The organism is Streptomyces sp. MNU76, assembly GCF_020982545.1.
Classification (GTDB): domain Bacteria; phylum Actinomycetota; class Actinomycetes; order Streptomycetales; family Streptomycetaceae; genus Streptomyces.
The window spans coordinates 286,169-300,513 of the sequence record NZ_JAJKLK010000021.1 but is presented as its reverse complement, the minus strand read 5'-3'; the positions used below and the strand labels follow the sequence as shown (position 1 = coordinate 300,513).

Below are 14,345 nucleotides of genomic sequence, written 5' to 3'. Positions count from 1 at the left end.
CGCCATCGGCCCAATCCGCTGTCAGCGGCCCTGCTCGTAGCGGCGCAACTGCTCCGCCGTGATCATGGTGGTGTCGAAGAGGCTGGTCTCGTCGAGCTGGTTCCCCTGCGGCTGCGCGTACCCCTGGTGCCCCTGCGGGTCCTGGTGCCCGTGCTGGTCCATGTGCCCCTGGTTCGGGTCGTACGCGGGCTGCTGCGGGTACCCGGCCGCGTACGGGTCGGCCTGCTGGTAGCCGTAGGGGTCGACGGACTGCTGGGGCTGCGCGTACTGCTGCTGGTAGCCGTACGGGTCCTGCTGGTACGCCGTCGCCGCGTAGGAGTCCTGCTGCTGCCCGTACGACGGCTGCTCCGGCACGGACGGGGACTGCTGGGCGGGGGTGTCCGAGAAGGCGGCGAGCTCGGCCAGGTAGTCGGCGTCGCTGGTGGGGCGGGGGGATGTGCCGTCGTCGTTCAGGGCGAGGGCGCCGAGGTCGTCGGTGGCGATCCGGCCGTGCAGCTTCTGCCGGCCGCGGCCGACGGCCTCCAGGGTCTTGGCGAGGACGGCCTCGAAGGCGCCGAGCTTGGCGTCCACATAGGCGTCCGCGTCGCGGCGCAGGGTCTCGGGGTCGTGGCTGCGCTCGGGGGCGTCGTCGTCCTCGGGGTTCTCGTATCCCCGCTCGTCGACGCCCGGGCCGGTACCGAGGAGCTTTTCGCGGCCCCGGCCGACGGAGCCGAGGGTCTTGGTGAGGACGACCTCGAAGTTGGCGAGCTTGGAGTCGACGTAGTCGTCGGCCTCGGCGCGGACCTCCTCGGCCTCCCGGCGGGCCTCGCCGAGGATGCGGTCGGCCTCGTTCTGGGAGCGGCGGGCGACCTCGGTGTCGGAGATCAGGGAGCCGCGCTCGGCGTGCGCGTTCTCGATGATCCGCTCGGCCTCCAGCCGGGCCCGCTCGACCATGTGCTCGCGGTCGCCGATCAGCTCCTGTGCCTGGGCGAGGGAGTCGGGCAGGGCCGCGCGCAGTTCGTCGAGCAGGGAGAGCAGTTCGGCACGGTTGACCACGCACGAGGCCGACATGGGCATGGCCCGGGCGCCGGAGACCACCGAGACGATCTCGTCGAGCTTCTTCTGCACGTCCACCGTGTGGTCCACCGTGTGCTCGCCACTCTCTACAGCTGTGTTGGAGACGGTCGGGTCGACTGTACGGCCAGCGGGGGACGTTCGTCCGCTCAGTCCCGCTTCAGTCGCTCGGCCAGTGCTTCGAGGACCAGCGGGGGCACCAGGTGGGAGACGTCGCCACCCCAGGTCGCGACCTCCTTGACCAGGGAGGACGACAGGAAGCTGTAGGTGGGGTTGGTGGGGACGAAGAGGGTCTCCACGCCCGACAGGCCGATGTTCATCTGGGCCATCTGCAGCTCGTAGTCGAAGTCGCTGACCGCGCGCAGCCCCTTGACGATGGCCGGGATGTCGCGCTGCTTGCAGAAGTCGACGAGCAGTCCGTGGAAGGCCTCCACCCGTACGTTCGCGTACTCGGCGGTGACCTGGCGGATCAGCTCGATCCGCTCCTCGACCTCGAAGAGGCCCTTCTTGGACTTGTTGATCATCACCGCGACGTAGATCTCGTCGTACAGCTTGGAGGCGCGGCCAATGATGTCGAGGTGTCCGTTGGTGATGGGGTCGAACGACCCGGGACAGACGGCACGGCGCACTTGAGGTCCCTCGCTCTCCGGTCCGGTCATCGTGCGTCTTCGCACGTAGAGGCGGCGCGACCGTACCAAAACGTTCCCTCGCCGTAGCGACGGGCCCTGATGGCTTCGAAGCCGGTCGGCCAGGCGAATTCACCGCCTCTGGTGCTGCGCTCCACGGTGACGAGGGCTTCGTCGCCGAGCCAGCCCCCGGTACGGAGTGTGAGCAGGATCTCCCGAAGATCGTCGTCCGAGACGGCGTACGGAGGGTCCAGGAAGACGAGGTCGTACGGCTCGTCCGGCGCCGGGCCCTGGATGATCTGCTCGGCTTTGCCCGATCTCACCTCGGCGCCGGGGAGGCCGAGCGATCTGACGTTGTCGCGGACGGTTTTCGCGGCGCGGGCGTCGGCCTCCACGAGCAGGGTGTGGGCCGCGCCTCTGGAGAGTGCCTCCAGGCCCACGGCACCGGAGCCGGCGTACAGGTCCAGGACCCGTTCGCCGTCCAGGGGGCCGCCGAGGAGGGACTGCCAGGTGGAGAAGAGGCCCTCGCGGGCGCGGTCGGAGGTGGGGCGGGTGCCGTTGCCCGGCGGGACGGCGAGGCGGCGTCCGCCGGCGGCGCCGGCGATCACGCGGGTCATCTTGGGTCCTTGGTGAGGAGGAGGCGACTGTGGGTCCAGTCTGGCAGTCGGAGGGGAGGGGCGCGTTCTGCCGTGGGCGGCTGCGGGACGGCTGCGGGTTCGCCTGGCGGGGTGCCTGGCGATCGACGTAAGCGACCGCGGGTCCCTCGTGGTTGCTCGCGCAGTTCCCGCGCCCCTTCGGGAGCGCTGAAGCTCAGCCCTTGTCCAAGTACTGCTCCCGCTCCTCGTCCAGGAGGGCGTCCAGGGCTGTGCGCAGCGCCGGGAGGTGCTCCAGGTCCGGGTCGGCCGCGACCACCGCTGCCGCTTCCTCCCTCGCCTCCGCGATGATCTCCTCGTCGTCGATGACGGTCAGCATGCGGAGGCTGGTGCGGGCGCCGGACTGGGCCTGGCCGAGGACATCGCCCTCGCGGCGTTGTTCGAGGTCGATGCGGGAGAGTTCGAAGCCGTCGAGGGTGGAGGCGACGGCGCCCAGGCGCTGGCGGGCGGCGCTGGCCTCGGGCATCTCGGTGACCAGGAGGCAGAGGCCGGCGGCGGAGCCCCGGCCCACCCGGCCGCGCAGCTGGTGGAGCTGGGAGACGCCGAAGCGGTCGGCGTCCATGATCACCATGGCGGTGGCGTTCGGGACGTTCACACCGACCTCGATGACCGTGGTGGCGACCAGGACCTGGGTCTCGCCGGCGGCGAAGCGGCGCATGACCGCGTCCTTGTCGTCGGGGTGCATCCGGCCGTGCAGCACCTCGACCTTCAGGCCCTGGAGGGGGCCCTTGGCGAGTTGGTCGACCACGTCGAGGACGGCGAGGGGCGGGCGTTTCTCGGCCTCGTCCTCCGGGGACTTCCCGGCCTTCTTCGGGTCGCCGGGTTCGTCGACGTCGTCGCCGATGCGCGGGCAGACGACGTACGCCTGGTGGCCGTTCGCCACCTCCTCGCGGACGCGTTCCCAGGCGCGGGCGAGGAAGTGGGGCTTGTCGGCGGCCGGGACGACATGGCTGGCGATGGGTGAGCGGCCGGCGGGCAGCTGGTCCAGGACCGAGGTCTCCAGGTCGCCGAAGACGGTCATGGCGACCGTGCGCGGGATGGGGGTGGCCGTCATGACGAGGAGGTGGGGCGGCTGTTTGCCCTTGCCGCGCAGGGCGTCGCGCTGTTCGACGCCGAAGCGGTGCTGCTCGTCCACCACGACCAGGCCCAGGTCGTGGAACTGGACCTTGTCCTCGATCAGCGCGTGCGTGCCGATGACGATCCCGGCCTCGCCGGTGACCAGGTCCAGCAGCGCCTGCCGACGACCGGCGGCCCCCATCGAGCCGGTGAGCAGGACCACCTTGGTGGCGTGCTCGGCGCCGCCCAGCATCCCGCCCTCGGCCAACTCCCCCATCATCTCGGTCACCGACCGGTGGTGCTGCTGGGCGAGCACCTCGGTGGGCGCGAGCATGGCCGCCTGCCCGCCCGCGTCGACGACGGCGAGCATGGCGCGGAGGGCCACCATGGTCTTTCCGCTGCCCACCTCGCCCTGGAGCAGCCGGTGCATCGGGTGTTCGGTGGCCAGGTCGTCGAAGATCTCCCTGGAGACCTTCTGCTGGCCCTCGGTGAGGGTGAAGGGGAGGCGGGCGTCGAACGCGGTGAGCAGCCCTTCGGGGGCGGGGCGGCGGGCGACGGCGGGCAGCTGGGCGTCGGTGTGGCGGCGGCGGGCCAGGGCGACCTGGAGGACGAAGGCCTCGTCCCATTTGAGGCGGTCCCGGGCGGACTCGATGTCGGCCTTGGTGTGCGGGCGGTGGATCTTCAGGAGCGCTTCGGGGAGGGTGGCCAGGCCCCGGCCCTCGCGCAGGGAGTCGGGGAGGGGATCCACGGCCTCCTGGGCGCTCGGCAGCACGGTCTGGACGGCCTTGGCGATCTTCCAGGACTCCAGCTTGGCGGTGGCCGGGTAGATCGGGATGAGGGCGCCGGCCCAGGTGTCGACGGTCTCCGTGACGTCGTCGCCGCGCAGCAGTTCGTAGGCCGGGTGGGCCAGTTGGAGGCGGCGGTTGAAGACGGAGACCTTGCCGGCGAAGAGGGCGCGGGTGCCGGGGAGGAGGTCCTTGTGGGGTTTGTGCACGCCGTTGCCGAAGAAGACGAGCTGGAGGCGGCCGCTGCCGTCGGTGATGGTGACCTCGAGGCGCTGGCCCTTGCCCCGGGGGGCCTTGGCGGAGGCGAAGCTGTGCAGGCGGGCGTCGGCGACCTGGGCGACCACCGTGACGTGCTCGTCCATCGGCAGGTCGGCGAGGTGGGTGAGCTGGCCGCGCTCCTCGTATCTGCGGGGATAGTGGTGCAGCAGATCGCCGACGGTGTGCAGGCCGAGGTGCTCGGCCATCACCTTCGCGGTGGCGGCGCCGAGCGTGTTCTTGAGCGGTTCTTCGAGCGCGGGCACGAGATCCATTGCACACCACGCCACTGACAATCCCGTATACGTCCTTGAAATCCGCTGGTCAGGCGGGTCGTTCGCGCCTAGGATGACGCACTCCCGGGGCCCAGCAGTCGGGCCCTGCCGCCGCCGTCCGCGGTCACCGTCCGACGGGACCGCCCGACCCCGCCGCCGTCGCCAGAATCCCTTCCCACCGGCGCTGCGACGATGGATTCAATGACCTCACAGTCATCCCAGGCACCCCAGACTCCTCAGGCACCCCAGTCGCCTCACACGTTCCAGGTCGATCTGCGTGGCCTGGTGGATCTGCTCTCGCACCACCTGTACTCCAGTCCGAAGGTCTATCTGCGCGAACTGCTGCAGAACGCGGTGGACGCGATCACCGCGCGCCGCGCCGAGCAGCCCGACGCGCCCGCCCGGGTACGGCTGTTCGCCGAGGCCGACACGCTGCGGGTGGAGGACTCGGGCATCGGGCTCACCGAGACCGATGTGCACAACCTGCTCGCCACGATCGGCCGCAGCTCCAAGCGGGACGACGGAGGCATCCAGGAGGTCCGCTCGGACTTCCTGGGACAGTTCGGCATCGGACTGCTCGCCTGCTTCGTGGTAGCCGAGCGCATCCGGGTGGTCAGCCGCAGCGCCCGTACGCCGGACGCGCCACCCGTCGAGTGGACGGCCGCCGACGACGGCTCGTACACCGTGCGGACACTGCCCGACGAGGCGCGCCCCGAACCGGGTACGACCGTGCATCTGGTCGCGCGGCCCGGGGCCGCCGAATGGCTCTCCCCCGCGCGCGTGCTGACACTGGCGCGGGACTTCGGGTCGCTGCTGCCGTACGACGTACGGGTGGGCGAGGAGGCGGTCACCGATCTGCCGGCTCCCTGGGACCGGGCGTACGCCTCCCCGGCCGGCCGGCGGGTGGCCCTGGCCAGGCACTGTCACGACCTGTTCGGGTTCACGCCGCTGGACTCGATCGAGCTGGACGTGCCGCTGGCCGGGATCCGGGGCGTCGCGTACGTCCTGCCGACCGCCGTCAGCCCGGCCCAGCGGGCGAGCCATCGGGTGCATCTCAAGGGCATGCTGCTCACCGAGCGGGCCGAACAGCTGCTGCCGGACTGGGCGTTCTTCGTGCGCTGCGTCCTCGACACGGACAGCCTGCGGCCCACGGCGTCGCGGGAGTCGCTGTACGAGGACGAGACGCTGGCCGCCGTGCGGGAGGCGCTCGGCGAGCGGATCCGAGGCTGGCTCACGGGGCTCGCCGCGGGCGATCCGGAGCGGCTGGCGGCCTTCCTGTCGGTGCACTACCTGGGCGTGAAGTCGCTGGCGCGGCACGACAGGGAGATGCTGCGCACGATGCTGCCGTGGCTGCCCTTCGAGACCACCGACGGGCGGCTGTCGCTGGAGGAGTTCGCGCAGCGGCACCCCGTGGTGCACTTCACGCGGACGGTCGAGGAGTACCGGCAGGTCGCGCCGATCGCGTCCGCCCAGGGCGTCGGCGTCGTCAACGGCGGCTACACGTACGACAGCGAGCTGGTCGAGGCGCTTCCGTCGGTGCGCCCGGGGACGGTGGTCGCCGAACTGGACGCCGACACGGTCACGGCGCACCTGGACGTGCCGGACCCGGACGAGGAGCTGGCGCTGGCGGGCTTCCTGTCGGCCGCGCGGGCGAAGCTCGACCCCCTGGGCTGCGACGTGGTGCTGCGGGCCTTCCATCCGCTGTCGGTGCCCGCGCTGCACCTGGACGACCGGTCCTCCCGGCACGAGCAGGCCCGGGCGGAGGCGGAGGAGCAGGCCGACGATCTGTGGGCGGGCATCCTGGGTTCGCTGCGGGGCAGCGCGCCGCGTGCGCGGCTGGTGCTCAACCATCTCAACCCGCTGGTCCGGCGGATCAGTTCGCTGACCGACCGGGAGCTGATCGGTACGGCCACGGAGTCCCTGTACGGGCAGGCCCTGCTGATGGCCCAGCGGCCGCTCAGGCCCGCCGACTCGGCGCTCCTGAACCGCGCCTTCATCGGCCTCCTGGAGTGGGCCACGCACACCGATCCGGGGGCCGGTCCGGGCAACGGGTCCGGTCCGGGCTTCGGGGAGGGTGGTCGCCGGTGACCGACCTCGTGGATGCCATGGACTTCGACGAACTGCGCCGGGCCATGGCGGAGAACTGCGAGCAGCCGGAGGGGCCGGCGCGCAACGCGCGCGCGGAGCGGCTGCTCGCCGAGGCCGAGAAGCTGAACGAGCCGCTCGCCGTGATCGAGGCGCTCGGGCACCAGCTGAAGGTCTACAACTACAGCTCCGAGAAAGCCAAGATGTTCGTCCCCTTCGCGCGCCTGCTGCGCATGTGGGACGAACGGCCGGAGGACTTCGACGAGTACGAGATCCACTCCCTGCACTGGGTGTTCAAGTGGATGTCGGCCGGCATGCTGAACCAGCCGCACATTCCGCTGGCCTCCATCGAGAAGTGGCTCGGCGAGATGGAGCACCGCTACCGGCTCGCCGGGCACTCGGAACGGGCCGTGCGCAGCGCCGAGTTCAGTGTGGCCGCGCACATCGGTGACCTGGAGCGGGCCGAGCGGGCGTACGGGGCGTGGCTGGCCGCCGACCGGGACACGATGGCCGACTGCCACGCGTGCGAGCTGCACGGGCAGGGCTGGTGGCGGGCGCGGCGCCGGGAGGACGCCGAGGCGCTGGAGCTGTGGGCGCCGGTCCTGGAGGGCGAGTACACCTGCGCCCACGAGCCGCACACCGTCCTCGCGTCCTCGCTGGTGCCGCTGCTGCGCCTGGGGCGCCCGGACGAGGCGCGGGCCCACCATCTGCGGGGTTTCCGGATGGTGCGGGCCATGGAGAGCATGCGGGGCGCGTACGCGGACCATGTGGAGTTCTGCGCCCTGACCGGCAACGAGGCGCGCGGCCTGGAGCTGCTGGCCGAGCGTCCGGCGTACTTCACCGATTCCGGCGACCCGCGCAGCAAGCTGGACTACCTGAGCGTGGTGGCCCTGCTGATGGACCGCCTCACCGCGCGTGGGCTGGGCGAGCAGACCGTCCCCGGTCCCCCCGGCCGGGAGTGGACCGCCGGCGAACTGGCCTCCCACGCGCGCGAGGAGGCCCACGCGCTGGCCGCGCTCTTCGACGCGCGCAACGGCACGGCGTACGTCAGCACGCACGTTCGGGAGAGGATGGACCGGCGCCCCCTGCTGGACCGGCTGCCGCTGGGCGTGCGCGCGAAGCGGGCCGCCGTGACCGTGCCCGCGCCCCGGCAGCCCGCCTCGGGGGAGAACGCGGGGACCGCCGCCGCGCCCCAGGGCCTGCCCGCGCTCCTCGCCGAGGCGCGGCGGCTCTCGGCGTCCCTGCACCCCGGTTCCGTCGAGGCCTGGGCCGCCGTGGCGCGGGCCGCCGACACCGAGGGCGCGGAGCTGGACGCCTGGGACCGCGCGGAGATCGTGGACCACGAGGCGATCGGCCTCGGGCCGGAGGGCCGCCCGCTCTTCGAACGCGCGGCCGACATGTACGAGGCGGCGGGCGACCCCGGCGAGGCACTGGCGGCACGCGCGCGTGCCGCGAACGTCCACGCCCTCACGGGCCAGGTGGACGCCGCCGTGGAGCTGATATCCGAGCCGTACGAGCGGATCCTCGCCCTCTGGTCGGCCGGCGGGACGGGCGCGCGGCAGACGGCCTCCGTGCTGGTCGGGCGGGCACGGATACTCGTGCAGCGGACGCACGAGTCCGAGGAGGCCGACGCGGTGGCCCTGGCCGAGGAGGCCGTGCGGGAGCTGGCGGACTTCGTCGAGCCGCGCCGCGCGGAGGACGTACGGCTGGCCTCGCGGGCCGCGGAGGCGCGGGGCATGCTCGGGGAACTGGCCGCGCGCGGCGGTGCCGCCGAGGCGGCCGCCGAACTGTTCGCGGAGGCCGCGGAACGGTACGTGGCGGCGGGGCTGCCGTGGTTCGCGGTGCAGTACGAGGCGCGGCTCGCCGGGGTGGCGCAGCACCTGGGGAACCTGGCGACCGCGGAGCGGGCGGCCCGGGCGGCGTTGGAGCACGGCGGGTCCGAGCTGGAGCCGGTGGGCCACGCCCAGCTGCGCCTCCAGCTGGCCGAGTTGCTGGGCGCCGGTGAACGGATCGAGGAGGCCGCCGAGCAGGCCCTGGAGGCGGCGCACTGGGCCGACGAGGCGGGCGAGGGTCCGACGCTCGGCTCCTGGGCCCGGCATCTGCTCGGCGGGTTCCTGCTGCGGCTCGGGCGGTGGGCGGAGGCGGCCGAGGTACTGGAGTCGGCGCTCCCCGACCTCACGGCCGAGACCCACGGGGACGGGGCGGTCGCGCAGACCTTGTGGTGGCTCGGGGACTGCCACACCGAGCTGGGCGAGCACCGCGAGGCGGCGGAACGCTGGCTGCGGGCCGCCGACATCGCCCGGCACTGGCCCGAGCAGCGCGACCACGCCATGCTCGCCCATCTCGCCGCCGAGGCGCTGGCGCGCGCGGGGCTGCCCGCCGACGCCGACCGGGCGTACGCGCGCGCGGTCGACCTCTGGGGCGAGCTGGGCAACGTCCACGGGTATGTGCGGGCGCTGCGGGCGCGGGCGTGGTACGCGGCGCGGGAGAGCCGTGAAGCTCCCGGGCCCGCGGGCCTGGACGAGGCCCGGGAGCTGATGGGGGACGCGGTGGCGGGCTGCGAGGCGGCCCTGTCCGACGTGACCGGGGAGGAGAACCGGCGGCGGATCTTCGCGGAGCTCGGCGAGACCTACCGGCAGTTCGGCGACCTGCTCGCCCGGTCCGTGGCCGAGGACGCGGAACTCGCCTCGTTCGGGCCGGTCTTCGAGGAGGCGTTGGGGTTCGTCGAGCGGGCGGTGTCGGTGTACGGGTCGTTGGGGCCGGACTTCGTCGACGCGCGTACCGCCGCGGAGCTGGCGGCGGGGTGGTTGGAGGTGGACCTTCGGCGAGGCGCTGCCGCGGCCGAGCGGGCCCGGGGGGTGTTGTCCGTGTTCGCGGACGGGAGCGACGGCGAGGAGACGGTGGTGGCTCGGCGGGAGGAGGCGGGGCGGCTGCTGGAGGCGACGGGCGGGGCTGAGCGGCCGGGGGCGCGCTTGTCGGTCGTCTGCGGGCCCGGTGGGGCTTCTCGCGCAGTTCCCCGCGCCCCTATTGGGGGCGGCGGGGGCGAGGGAAGCGCTACTCCACTCCGATCAGCAGCAACGCCCCCTGCCGCCCACCCCGGTACACCACCGTGTCCACCGCCAGATACCCCTCACGCACCCTGGCCTCCACGTGCTCCACGACCTCCGCGGGCGCCTCGTCCCCCAGGACCAGCGTGACCATCTCACCACCCGCCGCCAGCATCCGGTCGACCACCGCCGCCGCGGTCACCGTCACGTCGGAGCCGATGACGGCGACATCCCCGTCGACGAGACCGAGGACATCACCGGCCTGACAGATGCCCGCCATGGTCCAGGACTCACGCTCGGCGATGACGACCTCGGCGTACCGGGTGGCACCGGCGGCGGAGGTCATGGAGACGACGTCCTCGTCGAAGCGCCGGTCGGGCTCGTGGACGGCGAGGGCGGCGATGCCCTGGACGGCCGAGCGGGTGGGGATGAGGGCGACCCGGACACCCTCGGCGCGGGCCTGCTCGGCGGCGGCCGCCGCCGTGTGCCGCAGATCCGCGTCGTTGGGCAGCAGCACCACCTCACGCGCGTGGGCACGTCGTACGGCCTCCACCAACTCGCCGCTGGCGGGCGGCTCCCCGGGCCGGGCCAGCACCGTGGTCGCGCCGGCCTCGGCGTAGAGCCCGGCCAGCCCCTCCCCCGGCACGACGGCCACCACGGCCCGCTGGGCGCGCTCGCGCGGCTGCCGCCCGGCCTCGCCGGTCATGTGGGCGTCCTCGGCCCCGAAGTGGGTGATCCGGATCCGGTACGGCCGCCCGGCCTCGACCCCGGCCTCCACGGCCGCCCCCGCGTCGTCGACGTGCACATGGACGTTCCACAGCCCGTCGCCGCCGACCACGACGAGGGAGTCCCCGAGCTCGTCCAGGCACCGCCGCAGTCGTGCCACCGCCGCGTCCTCCGCCTCCAGGAGGTAGATCACCTCGAAGGCCGGGCCGCCCGACTCGGGCCGGTCGTCCCCGTCGCAGACCTCCGCCACGGCTTCGGCGACGGCCACCCGCGCGTGCACGGCGGGCACGGCCACCGCCCTCGGCGCCTCCCCCGTGAACGTCTCCACCAGCGCCGCCAGTACCGCCACCAGGCCCCGTCCGCCCGCGTCCACGACGCCGGCGCGGGCCAGGGCGGCCAGCTGGGCGGGGGTCGCCGCCAGGGCCCGGCCGGCGCCCTCGTAGGCGGCACGGGCGACGGTCCCGCAGTCGTCCTCGGCGTCGCCGGCCGCGTCGGCGGCGGCGGAGGCGACCGTGAGGACGGTGCCCTCGACGGGGTGCGCGACGGCGTCCCGGGCGGAGTCGGCGGCGTGCCGCAGGGCGAGCCGCAGCCCCCGGCCGTCGGTGCGGGGCGCCTCGCCGTCGTCGGCGAGGACCTGGGCCATACCCCGCAGGAGCTGGGCGAGGATCGTCCCGGAGTTCCCCCGGGCGCCGATCAGCGCGCCGTGCGCCATGGCCCGCGCGGCCTCGGCGAGCGTGGGCTGCCCCGCTCCGGCGGACGGGCCCCCTCCGGCGTAGCGCCCTTCCCCGACGGGCGGACCCGCCGTCTCGTGGCCCGCGAACACCGCCTCGACGGCCCCGGCGGCCGACTCCATCGTCAGGTACAGGTTGGTGCCGGTGTCGCCGTCGGCCACCGGGTACACGTTGATCGCGTCGATCTCCTCGCGCGCGCGTCCCAGCGCCGCCAGCGCGAGTCCGCACCAGGTGCGCACCGCGAGAGCATCGAAGAATGTCTGCGGCACCTGCGGCACCTGCGCCTCCTTGAGCTGCTGGGACTGGACGCAGAGTAGACCTTGGAGGGGTGTCCACCGGAAGGGGGCGGGGCAGGGCTCCTGAGCAGCCATGGTAGTTTCGTTGTACTGGCGCGGTCGTTGTATGCTGCTCCGGTTGCCCGATCCACATCGGGCCATTCCCCTGGCAACGCCACTCAGATCTCTGATCTCGATCCCGGCCTGCCGGGATCATCCGTAAGTGCATCTGAAGTCTTTGGAGTGACCCGTGGCTGCCAACTGCGACGTCTGCGGCAAGGGGCCGGGCTTCGGCAACAACATCTCGCACTCGCACCGCCGTACGTCCCGTCGCTGGAACCCGAACATCCAGCGCGTCCGTACCGTGGTCGGCGGGACGCCGAAGCGCGTGAACGCCTGCACCTCGTGCATCAAGGCCGGCAAGGTCTCGCGCTGACGCACAGCTAAGCGCGCGGCCACTGCTGGTTCGCTGCATCGAGCCGGTCCACCTGGAGTGGACCGGCTTTTTGCTGTCTCCGACGCACCGCGGATCAAGCCGGCCGAGTCGCCCGCCTGAGCGCCCACCCGTGGTCCACCGGCCCGATCCCCCCGCCGAGCGCGAACCCGGCGGCGATCGCCCCCGTGACGTACTCCTTGGCGGCCAGGGCGGCCTCCGGCACGGTCCGTCCCAGGGCGAGGTGGGAGGCGATCGCGGACGCGAGGGTGCAGCCCGTGCCGTGGGTGTGCCGGTTGTCGTACCTGGGGGCCCGCAGCCAGTGCTCCTCGGAGCCGTCGGTGAGCAGATCGACGGCTTCCCCGGGGAGGTGACCGCCCTTGATCAGGGCCCAGCGCGGCCCGTACGCCAGCACGGCCTCGGCCGCCTCGCGCATACCGGCCTCGGACTCGACCGTGACCCCGGTGAGTTGGGTCACCTCGTCGAGGTTCGGCGTCGCCACGGTGGCCACCGGCAGCAGCCGGGTCCGTACGGAGTCCAGCGCGGAGGCGGCCAGCAGCGGGTCGCCGTGCTTGGAGACGCCCACCGGGTCGACGACGACCGGCGCGTCCGTGGCGGCCAGCAAATCGGCGACGGTCTCGACGAGTTCTGCGGAGGCGAGCATGCCGGTCTTGACGGCCTGGACGCCGATGTCGTCGACGACGCTGCGGTACTGGGCGCGCACCGCCTCCACCGGCAGTTCCCAAGCGCCCCGCACACCGAGGGAGTTCTGCGCGGTGACCGCCGTGACGACGCTCATGCCGTGCACCCCGAGCGCGAGCATCGTCTTCAGATCGGCCTGGATCCCCGCCCCGCCCCCGGAGTCGGACCCGGCCACGGTCAGGACCCGTGCGGGAGCCGGGCTCATGACTCGATGTCCCCGAAGTGGTCCCAGCCGCCCTTGCTGGTCCAGGGCGCCCCGTCCACGGTGACCTGCGGCAACGCGGAGGGGTTGAGCACCTCGCCGATCACCTTCCACCGCGCGGGCAGCTTCACGTCCTGCGGGAAGGTGGCCACGATCGCGTGGTCCTCGCCGCCGCTGAGCACCCACTGGAGGGGGTCGACGCCGACGGCCTGACCGATGTCGTGCATCTGGGTGGGGATGTCGATCGCGCCGGAGTGGATGTCGATCCGGCACTTGCTCGCCTCGGCGATGTGTCCCAGGTCCGCGATCAGCCCGTCGCTGACATCGCACATCGCGGTCGCGCCGAGGGAGGCCGCCGCGGGGCCCGCGTGGTACGGCGGCTCGGGGCGCCGGTGGGCCTCCACGAAGGCGCGCGGCGAGCGGAAGCCCCGGGAGAGCACCGCGTGCCCGGCGGCGGACCAGCCGAGCCACCCGGTGACGGCCACGACGTCGCCGGGCTGGGCTCCCGCCCTGGTCACCGGCTCGTGGTTGCGCAGATCACCGAGCGCGGTGATCGAGATCATGATGGTGTCGCCGCGGACGACGTCACCGCCGACCACGGCGGCGCCGGCCACCTGGCACTCGTCACGCAGGCCGTCCATCAGCTCGGTGGCCCAGGTCACCGGCAGGTCGGCGGGCGCGACCAGGCCGAGCAGCAGCGCGGTGGGCACGGCACCCATGGCGGCGATGTCCGCGAGGTTCTGCGCGGCGGCCTTGCGCCCCACGTCGTAGGCCGTGGACCAGTCGCGCCGGAAGTGCCGCCCCTCCAGGAGGATGTCGGTGCTCGCCACGACCCTGCGGTCCGGCGCCGCCACCACGGCGGCGTCGTCGCCGGGGCCGACCCGGACCGCCGGGGTGGTGGTGAGCCGGGAGGTGAGCTCCCTGATGAGCCCGAACTCCCCCAGCTCTCCCACGGTGCCCTTCATCGTCGTATCGCCCCTTCTCGTGCCGCTTCCAGTGTCACTCGCGCCCGGTCGCGGGCCGTTGTCGTCCTCGGTACGGTCGAGTGGACCGTCAACTTCCGTCGCCCCCGCACCCCGGTGCGTGCGGCGCGGCCCCCCGGGGTCTCCCCCTGGCGCTCGGCGACGCGATACCGTGGCGTTCCTTTTCCCGACATGATCCACATGATCCTCGTGGCCGCCCTGGAGGTTCCGTGGTACAGGCGTACATCCTGATCCAGACGGAGGTCGGCAAAGCGTCGACCGTCGCCGACACGATCAGCAAGCTCCCTGGGGTCATCCAGGCCGAGGACGTGACGGGCCCGTACGACGTCATCGTGCGCGCCCAGGCCGATACCGTCGACGACCTCGGCCGGCTGGTGGTCGCGAAGGTCCAGCAAGTGGACGGGATCACCCGTACCCTGACCTGCCCGGTCGTTCACCTGTAGCCCCCGTCTACCCTT

At 73.0% G+C, this 14,345-nt stretch carries 10 protein-coding genes and 1 pseudogene; 4 read left to right on the top strand and 7 right to left on the bottom strand.

The genetic code is table 11. The annotated features are described in order from the left end of the window. Window positions 1-21: 21 nt before the first annotated feature. The 4 genes from E4N62_RS34305 to recG form a co-directional block, all read right to left on the bottom strand. Window positions 22-1,113, bottom strand: a complete 1,092-nt coding sequence (locus E4N62_RS34305; protein WP_230220966.1) for a cell division initiation protein — start codon at window positions 1,111-1,113, stop codon at window positions 22-24. Between the two features lie 89 nt (window positions 1,114-1,202). Then, window positions 1,203-1,682 (bottom strand): pantetheine-phosphate adenylyltransferase, encoded by a 480-nt coding sequence (gene coaD / locus E4N62_RS34300; protein WP_184903734.1) that lies wholly within the window; start codon window positions 1,680-1,682, stop codon window positions 1,203-1,205. Window positions 1,683-1,708: 26 nt separating this feature from the next. Further along, window positions 1,709-2,335, bottom strand: coding sequence for a 16S rRNA (guanine(966)-N(2))-methyltransferase RsmD (rsmD, locus tag E4N62_RS34295; RefSeq protein ID WP_268270170.1), 627 nt, complete (start codon window positions 2,333-2,335; stop codon window positions 1,709-1,711). A gap of 154 nt (window positions 2,336-2,489) precedes the next feature. Further along, on the bottom strand, window positions 2,490-4,703 hold the full coding sequence (gene recG / locus E4N62_RS34290) for an ATP-dependent DNA helicase RecG (RefSeq protein WP_230220715.1): 2,214 nt from the start codon (window positions 4,701-4,703) through the stop codon (window positions 2,490-2,492). A gap of 192 nt (window positions 4,704-4,895) precedes the next feature. On the opposite strand from recG, the gene E4N62_RS34285 reads away from it, so the two are divergent. Both E4N62_RS34285 and E4N62_RS34280 read left to right on the top strand, forming a co-directional pair. Beyond that, window positions 4,896-6,791, top strand: coding sequence for an HSP90 family protein (locus E4N62_RS34285; RefSeq protein WP_230220713.1), 1,896 nt, complete (start codon window positions 4,896-4,898; stop codon window positions 6,789-6,791). A gap of 17 nt (window positions 6,792-6,808) precedes the next feature. After that, window positions 6,809-9,736 (top strand): annotated as a pseudogene (locus E4N62_RS34280) (tetratricopeptide repeat protein); the annotation flags it as partial. A 106-nt stretch (window positions 9,737-9,842) separates the two neighbouring features. On the opposite strand, the gene E4N62_RS34275 reads toward E4N62_RS34280, so the two are convergent. Next, window positions 9,843-11,570, bottom strand: coding sequence for a DAK2 domain-containing protein (locus E4N62_RS34275; RefSeq protein WP_308186023.1), 1,728 nt, complete (start codon window positions 11,568-11,570; stop codon window positions 9,843-9,845). 247 nt (window positions 11,571-11,817) lie between these two features. Here E4N62_RS34275 and rpmB point away from each other — a divergent pair, with 247 nt between their 5' ends. Next, entirely contained in the window at window positions 11,818-12,003 is a 186-nt protein-coding gene (gene rpmB / locus E4N62_RS34270; protein WP_003993230.1) for a 50S ribosomal protein L28, read from the top strand. A 94-nt stretch (window positions 12,004-12,097) separates the two neighbouring features. On the opposite strand, the gene thiD is transcribed toward rpmB, so the two are convergent. Together thiD and E4N62_RS34260 are read right to left on the bottom strand one after the other, a co-directional pair. Continuing rightward, complete coding sequence (thiD, locus tag E4N62_RS34265; protein ID WP_230220711.1) at window positions 12,098-12,907, bottom strand: bifunctional hydroxymethylpyrimidine kinase/phosphomethylpyrimidine kinase; 810 nt, start codon at window positions 12,905-12,907, stop codon at window positions 12,098-12,100. Continuing rightward, complete coding sequence (locus tag E4N62_RS34260) at window positions 12,904-13,869, bottom strand: thiamine-phosphate kinase (RefSeq protein ID WP_230220709.1); 966 nt, start codon at window positions 13,867-13,869, stop codon at window positions 12,904-12,906. Before E4N62_RS34260 ends, thiD begins: the two co-directional genes overlap by 4 nt. Before the next feature lie 227 nt (window positions 13,870-14,096). On the opposite strand from E4N62_RS34260, the gene E4N62_RS34255 reads away from it, so the two are divergent. Then, complete coding sequence (locus E4N62_RS34255) at window positions 14,097-14,330, top strand: Lrp/AsnC family transcriptional regulator (protein ID WP_033526900.1); 234 nt, start codon at window positions 14,097-14,099, stop codon at window positions 14,328-14,330. Window positions 14,331-14,345 lie beyond the last annotated feature (15 nt).

Coding starts and splice junctions, on each gene's coding strand:
- recG (WP_230220715.1), bottom strand. CDS start 4,703: ATGGATCTCGTGCCCGCGCTCGAAGAACCGCTCAAGAACACGCTCGGC.
- E4N62_RS34285 (WP_230220713.1), top strand. CDS start 4,896: ATGGATTCAATGACCTCACAGTCATCCCAGGCACCCCAGACTCCTCAG.
- thiD (WP_230220711.1), bottom strand. CDS start 12,907: ATGAGCCCGGCTCCCGCACGGGTCCTGACCGTGGCCGGGTCCGACTCC.
- E4N62_RS34260 (WP_230220709.1), bottom strand. CDS start 13,869: ATGAAGGGCACCGTGGGAGAGCTGGGGGAGTTCGGGCTCATCAGGGAG.